This is a genomic window from Bacillus sp. FSL R7-0646 (genome assembly GCF_037969865.1).
In the GTDB taxonomy this organism is placed as follows: Bacteria; Bacillota; Bacilli; order Bacillales; family Bacillaceae; genus Bacillus; species Bacillus licheniformis.
Window position 1 is genome coordinate 690050 of record NZ_CP150217.1, and the last position, 17725, is coordinate 707774.

Here is a 17725-nt window from a genome sequence, read left to right on the forward strand (position 1 = left end):
ATATTAAAAACCCTTATATATTCTTGCTGGCAGGCTCGGCGGCTTATCTATCGGACAAGCCGGGCCTTGTCCCGTGAATGGGGGCAGGACGGCCGTGTGTCTGCCGCCATTTTTTCTGTGCAAAAAGACAATTTGATAAAGAGGTGACACCATGACGAAGTTAGTAAATGAAATGATTCTTGTGTTGGATTTTGGAAGTCAGTACAACCAGCTGATTACCCGCCGCATTCGTGAGTTTGGTGTATATAGTGAATTGCATCCTCATACGTTGACGGCAGAGGAAATCAAAAAAATGAATCCGAAAGGAATTATTTTGTCCGGCGGTCCGAACAGCGTTTACGACGAAGGATCTTTCCGCTGCGACGAAAAGATTTTCGAACTGGACATCCCTGTTCTTGGAATTTGCTACGGCATGCAGCTGATGACGCATTACCTTGGCGGAAAAGTAGAAGCGGCAAGCCAGCGCGAATACGGAAAAGCAAACATTCATATCGAGGGTGAACCGGATCTGTTTAAAGATCTTCCAAACGAACAAGTCGTCTGGATGAGTCATGGTGATCTAGTAGTTGAAGTTCCAGAAGGCTTTACCGTTGATGCGACAAGCCATCATTGCCCGAACTCAGCAATGAGCAAGAAGGATAAGAAATGGTACGGCGTTCAATTTCATCCGGAAGTCCGCCATTCAGAATACGGAAACGACCTTTTGAAGAACTTCGTTTTCGGTGTTTGTGAATGCGTCGGCGAATGGTCAATGGAAAACTTTATTGAGATTGAAATGCAGAAAATCCGCGAAACAGTCGGCGACAAGCAAGTACTGTGCGCGTTGAGCGGCGGGGTTGACTCCTCTGTCGTTGCGGTCTTGATCCATAAAGCGATCGGCGACCAGCTGACTTGTATTTTCGTAGACCACGGGCTCCTTCGAAAAGGTGAAGCGGAAGGCGTGATGAAAACGTTCAGTGAAGGCTTCAACATGAACGTGATCAAAGTGGATGCGAAAGATCGCTTCCTGAACAAGCTTAAAGGCGTCTCAGACCCTGAACAAAAACGCAAAATCATCGGTAATGAGTTTATCTACGTGTTTGACGATGAAGCGGAAAAACTGAAAGGAATTGACTTCCTTGCACAGGGAACGCTATACACTGACATTATCGAGAGCGGAACAGCGACGGCTCAGACGATCAAGTCGCATCACAATGTCGGCGGCCTTCCTGAAGACATGCAGTTTGAACTGATCGAACCGCTGAATACGCTCTTCAAAGACGAAGTGCGCGCGCTCGGAACCGAGCTTGGCATCCCTGACGAAATTGTTTGGCGCCAGCCGTTCCCAGGTCCGGGCCTCGGCATCCGCGTTCTTGGAGAAGTGACGGAGGAAAAGCTTGAAATCGTCCGCGAATCAGACGCGATCCTCCGCGAAGAAATCGCCAAAGCTGATCTTGAAAAAGATATTTGGCAATACTTCACCGTTCTTCCTGATATCCGCAGCGTCGGCGTCATGGGAGACGCAAGAACTTATGACTATACGATCGGCATTCGCGCCGTGACATCGATTGACGGCATGACATCAGACTGGGCGAGAATTCCTTGGGATGTCCTTGAGAAAATCTCGACACGGATCGTCAATGAAGTGAAGCACATTAACCGCGTGGTTTACGATATTACGAGCAAGCCGCCTGCAACAATCGAGTGGGAATAAGAAAAATGCCTCAGCCGCATGAAGCTGGGGCATTTTTTATTGGTGGAGCAGTAGATTGGATGATATAACGCTTATATCTTCCGTTTTCATCGCCGCAGCCGCTGTGCCATGAATCTTCCGATCACAGAGTGACAACTGAACAAGGCATTAAAGTCTACGATACAGTTCAAACGGTGTTCGAAGCGCGGTCTTGTCGGAGGATATGACGCGGAAACAGAATATCACGCTAAAAAAAGAGCGTGTTTTATTTGAATTGAAAGAAAACCGGGGATTGAGCCCCTTCAGACCACGATCAGAATTTGGAAAAACAACGAACGAAGCGAACATTAAAATCATGAATGTTCGTTTTTTTGTATTGTGTTCAACGTTAGATATTGCTACAATAGTATAGTAATTTAAAAAAGACTTGTCGTATAATCATGGGGATATGGCCCATAAGTTTCTACCAAGCTACCGTAAATAGCTTGACTACGCTTGTATACAATATTTTATCCGTGAAAAATCATTTTTTCAGTATGAAATATGCCGTAGTCAAGCGTCCCGCCAGTTGGGGCGTTTTTTGTTTAAAAGCAAAGGTTTATGAAACAATAAAAGCGACAGACAAACGAGAGGAGTATACCATTTTGAAGCGTTACTTTCAGTTTGAAGAATTGGGCACAAATTATCGGAGAGAAATGATCGGCGGACTCACCACATTTTTGTCCATGGCATATATTTTGATCGTCAACCCGCTTACCCTTTCTCTGGCGTCGGTGGAAAATTTCCCGGATGCATTGAGAATGGATCAAAGCGCGGTCTTTACGGCAACCGCGGTTGCAGCAGCCGTCGGTTGTTTTATCATGGGGCTGCTCGCGAAGTATCCGATCGCTCTGGCGCCCGGAATGGGGCTTAACGCATTCTTTGCATTCTCAGTCATCCTGAATATGCAGATTCCTTGGCAGACGGCTCTTTCAGGCGTTATGGTTTCCGGACTTATTTTTATCGTTCTTTCGCTATCCGGTTTAAGGGAAAAAATTATCAATTCGATTCCTTATGAGCTGAAAATGGCTGTCGGTGCGGGGATTGGCCTGTTTATCGCTTTCGTCGGTTTGCAGGGCTCCAAAATCGTCGTATCCAACCCGGATACGATTGTGTCGTTTGGGAATATTCATTCAGGTCCCGTTCTTTTGACTGTTTTCGGACTGATCATCACTGTCATTTTAATGGTATTGCGCGTCAACGGCGGCATTTTCTTCGGGATGCTGATCACGGCGATTGTCGGCATGATTTTCGGACAGATTGACGTTCCTGACAAAATCGTCGGTGCCGTTCCTAGTCTTGCGCCAACATTTGGACAAGCCTTTATCCACCTTCATGATATCTTTACGGTGCAAATGCTTGTCGTCATTTTAACGTTTTTATTCGTCGACTTTTTTGATACGGCCGGTACTTTGGTGGGTGTTGCATCACAAGCCGGTTTGATGAAGGATAACAAACTGCCGCGCGCGGGAAGAGCTTTGCTTGCCGATTCTTCCGCAACTGTGGCCGGAGCGATCCTTGGTACATCGACAACGACCGCTTATGTTGAGTCAAGCGCCGGGGTAGCGGCCGGAGCGAGAAGCGGTTTTGCGGCGATTGTAACCGGCGTTTTGTTCTTGCTGTCGCTGTTCTTCTCGCCCGTACTCAGCGTTATCACTTCACAAGTGACGGCGCCTGCTTTAATCATCGTCGGCGTGCTGATGGTGGCGAATCTCAACAAAATCGACTGGACCAAATTTGAGATTGCGGTGCCCGCATTCTTCACGATGATCGCGATGCCGCTGACATATAGCATCGCCACCGGAATCGCGATCGGATTTATTTTCTACCCGATCACGATGATTTTTAAAGGCAAAGCAAAAGAGATCCATCCGATTATGTACGGACTGGCTGTCGTATTTATTCTTTATTTCATTTTCTTGAAATAGGCTGTAGGAAAAAGCGCTTGTTCATTTGAACGAGCGCCTTTTTTTATTTCCAATTCATCAAAATCGGAACCTTCCGCCTTCGTTTTTCGTCATATATAAGGGCTGCTGCATCTATGATAAAAAGAGGTTTGTCTTGACTGTTTCACACAGCTTATGTAATTTATAAAAGTGCTTTTCATTTATGTAAAGCTTTTGAATAGAAGAGGAGTTGCTTATATGATTGAAGAACATCACAAACGAAACGAAGATGATATAGAACAAGAACCTGCTTCGAGGATGTCGAGGAATTCCCGGAAAAAAGCGAAGAAGAGCAAGGAGACGAATCCGTCTGCAGCAAAAGTCAAATCGGTGATGGAGAGTGTGATTGCCGCTTTGTTCCGTTATTTCAGCTTTGTGCTCGATATTTTAAAGTCCCCGGTGCGCACTGCACTTGATTATGACCGGTCTTATTTTAAGTATTCCGTTATTTCAATGACGCTTTTAGCTGTTTTCTTTTCGCTCGGCAACTTTTATCAGCTGCTTGCGGGCCGGGGGAGAATTCTCGGGTTCGGCGTGTCGGTGCCGTTTATGGAAGTGTTTTTGGTTGTGTTTATCTACTGCATGGCTTTCATGTTTTGGATGGCGGCAGCGAGCTGGGCTGTATCGAATTTTATGCTCAGGTATAAAGCTTCATTTTTCGATATCACGGCAAAGTACGGCTCTTTACTGGTTCCGTTTATCGTCCCCGCCGCTCTGTGGATGATTTTCGCGATTATCAACTTCACGGCCGCGACGGTGATTCTCTCGATCGTCATCTTTATGGGATTGACCTTCGGCACTTTTACATTGATTCAATCAATTTATGAAAAAAGCGAAAAACCGCGGTTTGACCTGATGTACTGCGTGTTTACCGTCTTTTTGCTTGAATTGGTATTCGTTGGGGCAACTTGGAAGCTGGTGGGCGGATACTTGCTGTCCTCGCTTATCCCTGTATAAGGAGATACAGCCGGTTCTTTAAGAAGAACCGGTTTTTTCTTAACATTAATTCTGAGTTGACTCATAAGAATAATATGTATTATATTGTAACCAATCATACGAACGGATGGGGGAGTGATCGATGGCTAACTTTCTTCGAAAAGCTGTAAAGCAAAAAAAGGAGTATTTAATCAGGCAGCTCGCAAAACCAGGACGGCTGGACAATTTGAAAGACCTCTCGTCATACACGCTGAGCGATTTGGAAAAGGAACACCGGAAGCTGCACAAATTAGATGAAGTTCGTCAGCGGGATCATAAACACCAGCTCTAAGGACGTTCATTTGAACGTCTTTTTTAATGGCGTTTAAATGCTTTGAAACCGGCAGAAAAAGGGTAAACTGATGGAAGTGAGCAATGTCGAAAAATTTTGTGGTGAAGCAGGGCCATTACAGGATTGTGTATGGAGAATTTCTCTAGTAGAATATGATTGCTTTGCATCTAAAGGAGGGATTTCAATTGCTTCACTCAGCACTATTGAACGGTGTGATCATGGTTGGAATTATTCTGGTTATCAATATTATATATGTAACGTTTTTAACCCTTCGCATGATACTGACTCTAAAAGGCCAGCGGTATCTCGCCGCTTTTATCGGGACAATCGAAATGCTTGTTTACGTCGTCGGGCTGGGTCTTGTTTTAGATAATTTAAATCAAATCCAAAACGTGATCGCTTATGCGGTTGGATTTGGAATCGGCATCATCGTCGGCACGAAGATTGAAGAAAAGCTCGCTTTGGGCTATATTACCGTTAACGCCATTACGAAAGAGCTTGATTTGGATCTGCCGAAACAGCTCAGGGAAAAAGGCTACGGGGTCACCCATTGGGTCGTCGGCGGACTTGAGGGAGACAGAACGGCGATGCAGATTTTGACGCCGAGAAAATACGAGCTGCAGCTGTACGAAACAATTAAATCAATCGATTCAAAAGCATTTATCATTTCCTACGAACCGAAGACGATACACGGCGGATTCTGGGTTAAAGCCGTAAAGAAAAGGAGAATTAAAGAATAATGACAAAGCCGAAAAAAAAGCGCTTTGAAGTAACGGAAGGCGAAACGATCGAAACCGTGTTGACGAAGATGCAGGAAGAAGGCTACACGCCGGTGCGCCGAATGGAGGAGCCGGTCTTCAAAGAAACAAAGGAAAATGGAACGATTCAGGTTGTTCCGTGCGGAAGAAAAATTATATTCGAAGGGAAATTACTCTAAACCCGAACATTAGAACAACAAAATATACTATCGTTCGATAATGTCGTTGACATTATCACAGTCCGTTGTTAAGATAAACATGACATGAAAACACATCCTCATATAATCTTGGGAATATGGCCCATAAGTCTCTACCCGATGACCGTAAATCATCGGACTATGCAGGAAAGTGGACAATAAACTGACATGGAGATCGCGAGAAGCGGACTAACTGACGATACACGCGCCATGCCCGGTTTGTGTTGCTTCCTACAAATGCAATACATGCCGGGCTTTTTATTTGCGAAGAATAACAGCTAAAGGTGGGACAAAAGGATATGCAGCCTCTTCTTGGTGTTATCATGGGAAGCACATCTGACTGGGAAACGATGAAACATGCCTGCGGCATACTCGATGAACTGGGAATTCCGTTCGAAAAAAAGGTCGTTTCCGCACATCGGACGCCTGATTTAATGTTTGAATATGCCGAAAAGGCTCGGGAAAGAGGCTTGAAAGTCATCATTGCCGGAGCGGGCGGAGCCGCTCACCTGCCGGGAATGGTCGCAGCCAAAACGACGCTGCCCGTCATCGGTGTGCCGGTTCAGTCAAAAGCGCTGAACGGTCTCGATTCGCTGCTTTCAATCGTTCAAATGCCGGGCGGAGTACCCGTTGCGACCGTTGCCATCGGCAAAGCGGGAGCGGTCAACGCAGGACTGCTTGCGGCGCAGATTTTGTCAGCTTTTGACAAAGAGCTTGCCGAAAGATTGGACGAACGAAGGGAAAGCATCAGACAAACCGTGTTGGAAAGCAGTGATCAGCTTGTATAAACAAACGATTTTTCCGGGAGCGACAATCGGCATTATCGGAGGCGGACAGCTGGGCAAAATGATGGCCGTCGCGGCCAAACAAATGGGCTATAAAATCGCGGTGGTTGATCCTGTTCCTTCATCACCGTGCGGCCAGGTCGCCGACCTTGAGATTACGGCTAGCTATAATGACGGGGAAGCGATACGGAAGCTTGCCGAAGCGAGCGACGTGATCACTTACGAATTCGAGAACATCGATTATGACGCGCTGAACTGGCTGAAGGAGCACGCTTACCTTCCGCAGGGGAGCGAGCTTTTGCTCCTTACGCAAAACAGGGAGACCGAGAAAAAAGCGATTGCATCAGCGGGCTGTAAAGTCGCGCCGTACCGGATCATTCACGACCGGGCGGAATTGGAAGCGTCCGTAGCGGAGCTCGGTCTTCCGGCGGTGCTGAAAACTTGCCGCGGCGGGTATGACGGAAAAGGGCAGCACGTCCTGAAAGAACAAGCACAAATCGGGGAAGCCGCAGCTCTTTTACAGCACGGCACATGCATTTTGGAAAGCTGGGTTCCTTTCAAAATGGAATTGTCCGTGATCGTGACAAGATCGGTTCACGGAGAGACAACCGTCTTTCCGGCGGCAGAAAACATCCATAAACAAAATATTTTATTCCAGAGCATCGTCCCGGCCCGGGTCGATGAGGCGATTCAGGAACAAGCGGCAGCACTTGCCCTCAGGCTTGCCGAAAAGCTTCAGCTTGTCGGAACACTGGCCGTTGAGCTTTTCCTGAAGGAAGACGGCGGCCTTCTCGTCAATGAACTGGCGCCGCGGCCGCATAATTCCGGCCATTACACCCTTGATCTTTGCGAAACGAGCCAGTTTGAACAGCATATTCGTGCGGTCTGCGGGCTGCCGCTCGGTAAAACGGATCTTCTGAAGGAAGGGATGATGGTGAACCTTCTCGGGGACGAAGTGTACATGGCTGAAGAAGATCCCGAACTTTTAAAAGAAGCGAAGCTTTATATATACGGAAAGCATGAAGTCAAACCAGGCCGCAAAATGGGGCACATCACATTTTTAAGAACACCCGACAATGAATGGATCGGGCAGATGACAGAAAAGTGGATTGAAAGAGATGGAGGACGAAAACAATGATCGAACGTTATTCAAGACCGGAAATGGCTGCGATTTGGACAGATGAAAACAGATTCCAAGCATGGCTTGAAGTTGAAATACTGGCTTGTGAAGCTTGGGCTGAGCTCGGCGTCATTCCGAAAGAAGATGTGAAGGTTTTAAGGGAAAAAGCGTCATTTGACATCAACCGCATCTTCGAAATCGAGCAGGACACGCGCCATGATGTCGTCGCATTTACCCGCGCCGTATCGGAAACGCTTGGCGAAGAGAAAAAATGGGTGCACTACGGACTGACATCAACAGATGTGGTCGATACCGCTCTTTCTTATCTATTAAAACAGGCGAACGAGATTTTGCTCAAGGACATTGAGAGGTTTATTGACATCTTGAAAGAAAAAGCAAAGGAACATAAATATACGGTGATGATGGGGCGCACACACGGCGTGCATGCAGAACCGACGACATTCGGCTTAAAGCTCGCCCTTTGGTATGAAGAGATGAAGCGCAACCTGGAACGCTTCAAGCAAGCGAAAGAAGGCATCGAAGTCGGTAAAATCTCAGGCGCCGTCGGAACGTACGCGAACATCGATCCATTCGTCGAGCAGTACGTATGTGAGAAGCTCGGCTTAAAAGCTGCGCCGATCTCAACGCAGACGCTGCAGCGCGACCGCCACGCCGATTACATGGCTGCACTGGCGCTTGTTGCGACAAGCATCGAGAAATTCGCCGTTGAGATCCGCGGCCTCCAAAAAAGCGAAACACGCGAGGTCGAAGAATTTTTCGCAAAAGGCCAAAAAGGTTCATCTGCCATGCCGCATAAACGCAACCCGATCGGTTCGGAAAACATGACGGGAATGGCGCGCGTCATCCGCGGCTACATGCTGACCGCTTATGAAAATGTACCGCTTTGGCATGAACGCGACATTTCGCATTCATCAGCAGAGCGCATCATTCTGCCTGATGCGACGATCGCGCTGAATTACATGCTGAACCGCTTCGGCAACATTGTGAAAAACTTGACCGTGTTCCCTGAAAACATGAAGCGCAACATGGACCGCACACTCGGATTGATCTACTCCCAGCGCGTCCTTCTCGCTCTCATTGATACCGGCATGGCGCGCGAAGAAGCGTATGACACCGTTCAGCCGAAAGCAATGGAAGCATGGGAGAAACAAGTGCCGTTCCGCCAGCTTGTCGAGGCTGAGGAAAAAATTACGTCCCGACTGTCTCCGGAACAAATTAACGACTGCTTTGATTACAATTACCACTTGAAAAATGTCGACTACATTTTTGAACGTTTAGGCTTGGCATAGAATAGACCGCCCGCTTTTACAGGCGGGGGTCTAAGTGCTTAAATATTTCCAACATTCGGGTTAGGAGGCCTTCTGTGAATATTGTGAAAAATGAACTTTTATACGAAGGAAAAGCGAAAAAGATTTACCGGACGGATGATGACAACACTTTGTTTGTCGAATACAAAAACTCAGCGACGGCTTTTAACGGAGAAAAAAAAGCCGAGATTGACGGAAAAGGCCGTTTAAATAACGAAATTTCCAGCCTGATTTTCACAAGGCTTCACGAGAAGGGAATCAACAACCACTTTGTTGAACGAATTTCTGAAACGGAGCAGCTCATTAAAAAAGTGACGATCATCCCGCTTGAAGTCGTTGTCCGCAATGTCGTTGCCGGAAGCATGTCCAAAAGGCTCGGCATTCCGGAAGGCACGGAGCTGGGGCAGCCGATTATCGAGTTTTACTACAAGGATGACGCGCTCGGTGATCCGTTGATCACAGAAGACCATATCCGGATTTTAAAAGCAGCTGAGCCTGAACAGGTGGAGAAAATCAAATCGATTACGAGACAGGTAAACGAAGAGCTGCAGACGATTTTCGCGGCTTGCGATGTCAGATTGATAGATTTCAAGCTTGAGTTCGGGCTCGATAAAGACGGCGAGGTCCTGCTGGCCGATGAGATTTCCCCGGATACGTGCCGGCTGTGGGATCAAGAAACGAATGAAAAGCTTGATAAAGATGTGTTCAGAAGAAATCTGGGCGGATTGACGGATGCATACGAAGAAATATTCAAAAGACTTGGAGGCATGTAATATGTACAAAGTGAAAGTGTATGTCAGCTTAAAAGAGAGTGTTTTAGATCCTCAGGGGAGCGCCGTTCAGCATGCTTTGCACAGCATGTCCTACAAAGAAGTTCAGGACGTCCGCATCGGCAAATACATGGAGCTCACAATCGAAAAATCGGACCGCGACCTTGACGTTCTCGTCAAAGAAATGTGCGAAAAACTTTTGGCCAACACGGTGATTGAAGATTACAGATACGAAGTCGAGGAGGTTGTCGCACAGTGAAATTTGCGGTGATTGTGCTGCCTGGCTCAAACTGCGATATCGATATGTTCCACGCGATTAAGGATGAGCTTGGCGAAGAAGCTGAATACGTCTGGCATACAGAAACAAGTCTTGATGAATATGACGGCGTCCTCATTCCGGGAGGATTCTCATACGGTGATTATTTAAGATGCGGCGCGATCGCCCGCTTCGCAAATATTATGCCGGCCGTCAAAAAAGCGGCTGAAGAAGGGAAGCCGGTGCTCGGCGTCTGCAACGGATTTCAAATTTTGCAGGAGCTCGGTCTTTTGCCGGGCGCAATGAGACGCAACAAAGATTTGAAATTTATCTGCCGTCCGGTTGAACTGATCGTCCAAAACAATGAAACGCTTTTTACATCTTCCTACGGCAAAGGCGAATCCATCACGATTCCGGTCGCTCACGGCGAAGGAAACTTCTACTGTGATGAAGAAACGCTTGCCGGATTACAAGAAAACAATCAAATCGCTTTCACATACGGAACGGATATCAACGGAAGCGTCGCCGATATTGCAGGCGTCGTCAATGAAAAAGGCAATGTATTAGGCATGATGCCTCACCCAGAACGCGCAGTCGATTCTCTGCTCGGAAGCGCCGACGGTCTTAAACTGTTTCAATCTATCGTGAAAAATTGGAGGGAAACTCATGTCGCTACTGCTTGAACCAAGTCAAGAACAAATTAAGGAAGAGAAACTTTATCAGCAAATGGGTGTCAGCGATGACGAGTTTGCCATGATTGAATCGATTCTCGGAAGGCTTCCAAACTATACGGAAATCGGGATTTTTTCAGTCATGTGGTCAGAGCACTGCAGCTACAAAAATTCCAAGCCGATCCTGAAAAAGTTCCCGACAAAAGGCGAACGCGTCCTGCAAGGACCGGGGGAAGGCGCAGGAATCGTCGATATCGGCGACAATCAGGCGGTTGTCTTCAAAATCGAATCGCACAACCATCCGTCAGCGATTGAGCCTTATCAGGGAGCTGCAACGGGTGTGGGCGGCATCATCCGCGACGTCTTTTCAATGGGCGCGCGTCCCATCGCTGTTTTGAACTCTCTCCGGTTTGGCGAACTCACTTCACCGCGTGTGAAGTACTTGTTTGAAGAAGTAGTCGCGGGCATTGCCGGATACGGAAACTGCATCGGCATTCCGACCGTTGGCGGGGAAGTTCAGTTTGACGGCTGCTATGAAGGCAATCCGCTTGTCAACGCGATGTGTGTCGGTTTAATCAACCATGAAGATATTAAAAAAGGGCAGGCGAAAGGCGTCGGCAATACCGTCATGTACGTCGGCGCGAAAACGGGGCGCGACGGCATCCACGGCGCAACGTTCGCCTCAGAGGAAATGTCTGACCAATCAGAAGAAAAGCGCTCGGCCGTTCAAGTCGGCGATCCGTTCATGGAGAAGCTGCTTCTTGAAGCGTGTCTGGAAGTCATCAAATCTGACGCTTTGGTCGGTATTCAGGACATGGGTGCGGCAGGCCTGACAAGTTCAAGCGCGGAAATGGCATCCAAAGCCGGGTCTGGGATCGAGATGAACCTTGACTTGATTCCGCAGCGCGAAACAGGCATGCCGCCGTACGAAATGATGCTTTCGGAATCCCAGGAGCGCATGCTTTTGGTTATCGAACGCGGCCGCGAACAGGAAATCATCGATATTTTTGACAAGTACGATCTTGAAGCCGTTGCTGTCGGCCATGTGACTGATGACAAGATGCTGCGCCTTTTCCATAACGGAGAAATGGTTGCCGAGCTTCCGGTCGATGCTCTTGCAGAGGAAGCGCCTGTTTACCATAAGCCGTCAAAAGTACCGGATTATTACAAAGAGTTCCTTGAAACAGACGTCCCTGCACCAAAAGTCGAAGATGCGAAAGAAACGCTTCTCGAGCTGCTAAAGCAGCCGACCATTGCGAGCAAAGAATGGGTTTATGACCAATATGACTACATGGTCAGGACGAACACGGTTGTCGCACCGGGCTCTGATGCAGCCGTCCTCAGGATTCGCGGCACGAAAAAAGCGCTCGCCATGACAACGGACTGCAATGCCCGCTACTTGTACCTTGATCCGGAAACAGGCGGGAAAATCGCCGTCGCAGAAGCGGCCCGCAATATCGTCTGCTCCGGAGCAGAACCGCTTGCCGTTACGGATAACCTCAACTTTGGAAATCCGGAAAAGCCGGAGATCTTCTGGCAGATCGAAAAAGCGGCAGACGGGATCAGCGAGGCGTGCAACGTGCTCAGCACACCGGTCATCGGCGGAAACGTCTCTCTCTACAACGAATCAAACGGAAGCGCGATCTACCCGACGCCTGTCATCGGAATGGTCGGATTGATCGAAGATACGGAGCATATTACGACACAGCACTTTAAAGCAGCGGGCGATTTGATTTATGTCATCGGCGAAACATTCCCTGAGTTCGCCGGAAGCGAGCTGCAAAAACTGACCGAAGGAAAGATTTACGGCAAAGCGCCTGCGATTGACCTGGATGTCGAACAATCGCGTCAAAAAGCTCTTCTGAAAGCGATCCGCTCCGGACTCGTTCAATCGGCGCATGACGTCTCAGAAGGCGGCATCGGCGTGGCGCTGGCGGAAAGCGTTATATCTTCTCAAAGGCTCGGCGCCCATGTGACGCTTGCAGGCGAACCTGCATTGTTATTCAGCGAAACACAATCACGGTTTATCGTCTCTGTGAAAAAAGACCATCAAGAAGCGTTCGAAAAGCTTGTCAAAGACGCCGATCTAATCGGTGAAGTAACGTCAGACAGCGTGCTGGCTGTTCAAAGCCAGGAAGGACAACAATGGATTCATGCGCAGACAGAAGAGCTCGAAAGCGCATGGAAAGGAGCTATCCCATGCTTGCTGAAATCAAAGGCTTAAATGAAGAATGCGGCGTATTTGGGATTTGGGGGCATGAAGAAGCACCGCAAATTACGTACTACGGCCTTCACAGCCTTCAGCACAGAGGCCAGGAGGGCGCCGGCATCGTCGCGACAGACGGCGAAAAAATGTCCGCCCACAAAGGCCAGGGGCTGATTACCGAAGTTTTTCAAAACGGTGAGCTCAAAAAGGTGAAAGGAAAGGGAGCGATCGGCCACGTCCGCTATGCAACGGCGGGCGGCGGCGGCTTCGAAAACGTCCAGCCGTTCCTTTTCCATTCGCAAAACAACGGCAGCCTTGCGCTTGCGCACAATGGAAACTTAGTGAACGCCACTCAGCTAAAACAGCAGCTTGAAAACCAGGGCAGCATTTTTCAAACGTCTTCAGATACGGAAGTGCTCGCCCATTTAATTAAAAGAAGCGGCCACTTCGAGCTGAAAGATCAAATCAAAAACGCTCTTTCTATGCTGAAAGGCGCTTATGCTTTCCTGATCATGACGGAAAAGGAAATGATCGTGGCGCTTGATCCGAACGGACTCAGACCGCTATCTGTCGCAATGCTTGGCGACGCGTACGTCGTCGCTTCTGAAACGTGCGCATTTGATGTGGTCGGCGCGACATATCTGCGCGATGTAGAACCGGGCGAGATGCTGATCATCAATGATGAAGGCATGAAGTCAGAGCGGTTCTCCATCAACATCAACCGTTCGATCTGCAGCATGGAGTACATTTATTTCTCAAGACCTGACAGCAATATTAACGGCATTAACGTCCACAGCGCGAGAAAGAATCTCGGCAAAAAGCTCGCCGAGGAATCAGGCATTGAAGCAGATGTGGTGACAGGCGTTCCTGACTCAAGCATTTCAGCGGCGATCGGCTATGCCGAAGCGACGGGAATTCCTTACGAACTCGGATTGATCAAAAACCGCTATGTCGGCAGAACGTTCATTCAGCCGTCACAGTCGCTCAGGGAGCAGGGCGTGAGAATGAAGCTGTCAGCCGTCCGCGGGGTCGTTGAAGGAAAGCGCGTCGTCATGGTGGACGATTCAATCGTGAGGGGCACGACGAGCCGCAGGATTGTGACGATGCTGCGCGAAGCCGGAGCGACGGAAGTGCACGTCAGAATCAGTTCCCCGCCTATTGCCCATCCGTGCTTTTACGGAATTGACACATCGACGCACGAAGAACTGATCGCGTCCTCTCATTCAGTGGAAGAAATCCGTCAGGAAATCGGCGCCGATACATTGTCATTCTTGAGCATTGAAGGACTCCTTTCCGGGATCGGAAGACAGTATGAAGGTGAAAACTGCGGCCAGTGCATGGCCTGTTTTACAGGAAAATATCCGACCGAAATTTATCAGGATACTGTTCTTCCTCACGTGAAAGAAATCGTTTTGACAAAATAAACCGGCCGGCGCGATTGAAGCGCCTGGCCTGCTGAAATGAATAAAGGGCAGCAGAGGCAATGCGGCTGCTCTTTTGATTTTGAATATCACGAATGGACAAGCGCGGAATAAGGAGTGATTGTGTTGTCTGAAAGCTATAAAAACGCCGGGGTTGATATTGAAGCCGGATATGAAGCCGTAAAACGAATGAAAAAACATGTGGAAAGAACGAAGCGAATCGGCGCAATGGGCGGACTTGGCGGGTTTGGCGGCATGTTTGACCTGTCGGAACTGCCGTACAAACAGCCGGTTCTCATTTCGGGAACGGACGGTGTCGGCACAAAACTGAAGCTCGCTTTTGCGATGGACAAGCATGACACGATCGGCATCGATGCCGTCGCGATGTGTGTCAACGATGTGCTCGCTCAAGGAGCGGAGCCGCTTTTCTTCCTCGATTACCTTGCGGTCGGAAAAGCCGATCCCGTCAAAATTGAAGAGATCGTAAAAGGCGTCGCAGAAGGCTGCGTACAGTCGGGATCAGCGCTTGTCGGCGGAGAAACGGCGGAAATGCCGGGGCTTTATACAGAGGATGAATACGATATCGCCGGGTTCTCGGTCGGAGCTGCCGAAAAAGATGGCATCGTCACGGGCGAAAATATCAGCGAAGGGCACCTTTTAATTGGACTATCTTCAAGCGGCCTTCACAGCAACGGCTTCTCTCTCGTTCGGAAAGTTCTTCTTGAAGATGCCGGTCTGAACCTTGATGAGACGTATGCACCTTTTGAACGGCCTCTTGGCGAAGAGCTTTTAGAGCCGACGAAAATCTATGTCAAGCCTGTCCTTGAAGCGGTGAAATCAGGCAAAATCGCCGGCATGGCGCACGTGACCGGCGGCGGTTTTATCGAAAACCTGCCGCGCATGATGCCCGATGGCCTCGGCGTTGAAATCGACATCGGCTCCTGGCCCGTTCCTCCTATCTTCCCGTTCATTCAGGAGAAAGGCGGCCTGAAATCCGAGGAAATGTTTAATGTTTTCAATATGGGAATCGGCTTTGTTCTTGCGGTGAAAGAAGAGGATATGACAGACGTGATCCAAACGCTCGAAAACAACGGTGAAAAAGCCTATCTCATCGGCAGAGTGAAAGCCGGAAGCGGCGTTGTGTTTGGCGGTGCCGGTCTTTCATGAAAAAATTCGCGGTATTTGCATCAGGAAGCGGAACGAATTTTGAAGCAATCGAAAGAAGAATGAGAGAAGAGAACTGGGATGCCGAAATTGTCCTCGTCGTCTGTGACAAGCCCGATGCGAAAGTGCTTGAAAGGGCGGAAAAAGCCGGAATCCCGTCGTTCGCCTTCCAGCCGAAATCGTTCGACAATAAAGCTGCATTTGAACAAGTGATCGTTGAACAGCTCCGCCTTCACGGAGCGGAATGGATTGTGCTGGCGGGGTATATGAGGCTGATCGGCGATACGCTTCTTTCGGCTTACCGGAATAAAATCATCAACATCCATCCGTCGCTCCTGCCGGCGTTTCCCGGCATCGACGCGGTCGGACAAGCGTACAGAGCAGGCGTGAAAGTGGCAGGCATCACGGTTCACTACGTTGACGAAGGCATGGACACCGGTCCGATTATCGCCCAGCGCGCCGTTGAGCTTGAAAAAAGCGAAACACTCGCGTCTCTTGAAGAAAAGATACACAAATTGGAGCATGAACTTTATCCCGAAGTAATCAAAGAGCTTCTTGAACTAAATGGCAGAGGTGAAAAGGAATGACGATCAAACGCGCATTAATCAGCGTATCTGATAAAACGAACATTGTCCCTTTTGTAAAAGAATTGACAGAGCTTGGCGTTGAAGTGATTTCAACAGGGGGCACAAGCAAACTTCTTCAGGAAAACGGCGTTGACGTCATCGGCATTTCTGAAGTGACGGGCTTTCCCGAAATCATGGACGGCCGTCTGAAAACCCTTCATCCGAATATTCACGGCGGGCTTCTTGCCGTACGCGGCAACGAAAAGCACATGGCGCAGCTGAATGAGCAGGGTATCCAGCCGATCGACCTTGTCGTTGTCAATTTATATCCTTTTAAAGAAACGGTTTCTAAAGAAGATGTCACATTCGAAGAAGCGATTGAGAATATCGACATCGGCGGCCCCGGCATGCTTCGCGCTGCAGCGAAAAACCACCAGGACGTGGCGGTCATCGTCGATCCCCGCGATTACAGCCCTGTGCTGAACGACTTGAAAGAAAACGGCAGCGTCTCTCTTGAGAAAAAACGCGAGCTTGCGGCGAAGGTGTTCCGCCACACGGCAGCATATGACGCGTTGATCGCTGACTATTTAACAAATGTAACCGGTGAAAAAGAGCCTGAACAGTTCACCGTCACTTTTGAGAAAAAACAATCGCTCCGCTACGGCGAAAATCCGCATCAGGAAGCAGTCTTTTATCAAAGCGCGCTCCCTGTCAAAGGGTCGATCGCTTCAGCTGAACAGCTGCACGGAAAAGAGCTTTCCTACAACAACATCAAAGACGCGGATGCGGCACTTCAAATTGTCCGCGAGTTCACCGAGCCGGCTGCGGTTGCCGTCAAGCATATGAACCCTTGCGGCGTCGGGACGGGCAACACGATCGAAGAGGCGTTTAACAAAGCATACGCCGCTGACGAAACATCGATTTTCGGCGGCATCATCGCCCTGAACCGCGAAGTGGACAAAGCGACTGCTGAAACGCTTCACAAAATCTTTTTGGAAATCATTATCGCGCCGGCATTCAGCCAAGAAGCGCTTGATATTTTAACATCCAAGAAAAACCTTCGCCTCTTGACCCTCGATGTCAATCAGCCTGTGAAAAACGAAAAACAGCTGACATCTGTTCAAGGCGGGCTCTTGATTCAGGATCTGGATATGCACGGCTTTGACGACGCTGACATTACGATTCCGACGAAAAGGGAGCCGACCGAACAGGAATGGGCTGACCTGAAGCTTGCTTGGAAAGTCGTGAAGCACGTCAAATCGAATGCGATTGTCCTGGCAAAGGACGATATGACGATCGGCGTCGGCGCCGGGCAAATGAACCGCGTCGGCTCGGCGAAAATCGCAATTGAGCAAGCCGGGGAGAAAGCAAAAGGAAGCGCGCTCGGATCAGATGCCTTCTTTCCGATGCCTGATACGGTCGAAGAAGCGGCTAAAGCCGGTGTGACGGCAATCATTCAGCCGGGCGGCTCGGTTCGTGATGAAGATTCAATTAAAAAAGCGGATGAATACGGGATCGCGATGGTGTTCACCGGAATCCGCCATTTCAAACATTAAGGG

General features: G+C 48.9%; 17 protein-coding genes and 2 riboswitches. All 17 genes read left to right on the forward strand.

Translation table 11 applies throughout. From position 1 onward, the window contains the following. The first annotated feature begins 151 nt into the window (after positions 1-151). On the forward strand, positions 152-1693 hold the full coding sequence (gene guaA / locus MKY62_RS03445) for a glutamine-hydrolyzing GMP synthase (protein WP_003179516.1): 1542 nt from the start codon (positions 152-154) through the stop codon (positions 1691-1693). 389 nt (positions 1694-2082) lie between these two features. Further along, positions 2083-2184, forward strand: a riboswitch (purine riboswitch). A gap of 132 nt (positions 2185-2316) precedes the next feature. Then, entirely contained in the window at positions 2317-3639 is a 1323-nt protein-coding gene (locus MKY62_RS03450) for an NCS2 family permease (RefSeq protein WP_011197610.1), read from the forward strand. A 216-nt stretch (positions 3640-3855) separates the two neighbouring features. Continuing rightward, positions 3856-4614: a hypothetical protein gene (locus tag MKY62_RS03455; protein ID WP_003179521.1), complete on the forward strand. Its 759-nt coding sequence runs from the start codon at positions 3856-3858 to the stop codon at positions 4612-4614. A 121-nt stretch (positions 4615-4735) separates the two neighbouring features. Further along, positions 4736-4924: a hypothetical protein gene (locus MKY62_RS03460; RefSeq protein ID WP_003179522.1), complete on the forward strand. Its 189-nt coding sequence runs from the start codon at positions 4736-4738 to the stop codon at positions 4922-4924. 185 nt (positions 4925-5109) lie between these two features. Next, a complete protein-coding gene (locus MKY62_RS03465) occupies positions 5110-5664 on the forward strand; it encodes a DUF5698 domain-containing protein (RefSeq protein WP_003179524.1) in 555 nt (184 codons plus the stop codon). Continuing rightward, the gene (locus MKY62_RS03470) at positions 5664-5861 is read left to right on the forward strand and encodes an NETI motif-containing protein (protein ID WP_003179527.1); all 198 of its coding nucleotides are present in this window, start codon (positions 5664-5666) and stop codon (positions 5859-5861) included. The genes MKY62_RS03465 and MKY62_RS03470 overlap by 1 nt, the downstream gene beginning before the upstream one ends. 78 nt (positions 5862-5939) lie before the next feature. After that, a riboswitch (purine riboswitch) is annotated at positions 5940-6042 on the forward strand. Positions 6043-6178: 136 nt separating this feature from the next. Continuing rightward, positions 6179-6667 (forward strand): 5-(carboxyamino)imidazole ribonucleotide mutase, encoded by a 489-nt coding sequence (gene purE / locus MKY62_RS03475; RefSeq protein WP_003179528.1) that lies wholly within the window; start codon positions 6179-6181, stop codon positions 6665-6667. Further along, positions 6660-7802: a 5-(carboxyamino)imidazole ribonucleotide synthase gene (purK, locus tag MKY62_RS03480; protein WP_011197611.1), complete on the forward strand. Its 1143-nt coding sequence runs from the start codon at positions 6660-6662 to the stop codon at positions 7800-7802. The genes purE and purK overlap by 8 nt, the downstream gene beginning before the upstream one ends. After that, complete coding sequence (purB, locus tag MKY62_RS03485; protein WP_003179530.1) at positions 7799-9094, forward strand: adenylosuccinate lyase; 1296 nt, start codon at positions 7799-7801, stop codon at positions 9092-9094. Before purK ends, purB begins: the two co-directional genes overlap by 4 nt. 74 nt (positions 9095-9168) lie before the next feature. Next, positions 9169-9885, forward strand: a complete 717-nt coding sequence (purC, locus tag MKY62_RS03490; protein ID WP_003179531.1) for a phosphoribosylaminoimidazolesuccinocarboxamide synthase — start codon at positions 9169-9171, stop codon at positions 9883-9885. 1 nt (position 9886) lies between these two features. After that, positions 9887-10141, forward strand: coding sequence for a phosphoribosylformylglycinamidine synthase subunit PurS (gene purS, locus MKY62_RS03495; RefSeq protein WP_003179532.1), 255 nt, complete (start codon positions 9887-9889; stop codon positions 10139-10141). Beyond that, on the forward strand, positions 10138-10821 hold the full coding sequence (purQ, locus tag MKY62_RS03500; RefSeq protein ID WP_003179533.1) for a phosphoribosylformylglycinamidine synthase subunit PurQ: 684 nt from the start codon (positions 10138-10140) through the stop codon (positions 10819-10821). Before purS ends, purQ begins: the two co-directional genes overlap by 4 nt. Then, positions 10805-13033 carry a phosphoribosylformylglycinamidine synthase subunit PurL gene (gene purL / locus MKY62_RS03505; RefSeq protein WP_059261164.1) on the forward strand — a complete coding sequence of 743 codons (2229 nt, stop codon included), beginning with the start codon at positions 10805-10807 and terminating at the stop codon, positions 13031-13033. Before purQ ends, purL begins: the two co-directional genes overlap by 17 nt. Next, complete coding sequence (purF, locus tag MKY62_RS03510) at positions 13009-14439, forward strand: amidophosphoribosyltransferase (RefSeq protein ID WP_003179536.1); 1431 nt, start codon at positions 13009-13011, stop codon at positions 14437-14439. Before purL ends, purF begins: the two co-directional genes overlap by 25 nt. Before the next feature lie 123 nt (positions 14440-14562). Next, on the forward strand, positions 14563-15603 hold the full coding sequence (gene purM / locus MKY62_RS03515) for a phosphoribosylformylglycinamidine cyclo-ligase (protein ID WP_011197613.1): 1041 nt from the start codon (positions 14563-14565) through the stop codon (positions 15601-15603). Further along, a complete protein-coding gene (gene purN, locus MKY62_RS03520) occupies positions 15600-16187 on the forward strand; it encodes a phosphoribosylglycinamide formyltransferase (protein WP_003179538.1) in 588 nt (195 codons plus the stop codon). The genes purM and purN overlap by 4 nt, the downstream gene beginning before the upstream one ends. Continuing rightward, positions 16184-17722, forward strand: coding sequence for a bifunctional phosphoribosylaminoimidazolecarboxamide formyltransferase/IMP cyclohydrolase (gene purH, locus MKY62_RS03525; RefSeq protein WP_003179539.1), 1539 nt, complete (start codon positions 16184-16186; stop codon positions 17720-17722). The genes purN and purH overlap by 4 nt, the downstream gene beginning before the upstream one ends. Positions 17723-17725 lie beyond the last annotated feature (3 nt).

Bases quoted from the DNA above. Each gene is read 5' to 3' on its own strand.
- guaA (WP_003179516.1), top strand. From the start codon at position 152: ATGACGAAGTTAGTAAATGAAATGATTCTTGTGTTGGATTTTGGAAGT.
- MKY62_RS03455 (WP_003179521.1), top strand. From the start codon at position 3,856: ATGATTGAAGAACATCACAAACGAAACGAAGATGATATAGAACAAGAA.
- MKY62_RS03460 (WP_003179522.1), top strand. From the start codon at position 4,736: ATGGCTAACTTTCTTCGAAAAGCTGTAAAGCAAAAAAAGGAGTATTTA.
- MKY62_RS03470 (WP_003179527.1), top strand. From the start codon at position 5,664: ATGACAAAGCCGAAAAAAAAGCGCTTTGAAGTAACGGAAGGCGAAACG.
- purE (WP_003179528.1), top strand. From the start codon at position 6,179: ATGCAGCCTCTTCTTGGTGTTATCATGGGAAGCACATCTGACTGGGAA.
- purB (WP_003179530.1), top strand. From the start codon at position 7,799: ATGATCGAACGTTATTCAAGACCGGAAATGGCTGCGATTTGGACAGAT.
- purS (WP_003179532.1), top strand. From the start codon at position 9,887: ATGTACAAAGTGAAAGTGTATGTCAGCTTAAAAGAGAGTGTTTTAGAT.
- purL (WP_059261164.1), top strand. From the start codon at position 10,805: ATGTCGCTACTGCTTGAACCAAGTCAAGAACAAATTAAGGAAGAGAAA.
- purF (WP_003179536.1), top strand. From the start codon at position 13,009: ATGCTTGCTGAAATCAAAGGCTTAAATGAAGAATGCGGCGTATTTGGG.
- purN (WP_003179538.1), top strand. From the start codon at position 15,600: ATGAAAAAATTCGCGGTATTTGCATCAGGAAGCGGAACGAATTTTGAA.
- purH (WP_003179539.1), top strand. From the start codon at position 16,184: ATGACGATCAAACGCGCATTAATCAGCGTATCTGATAAAACGAACATT.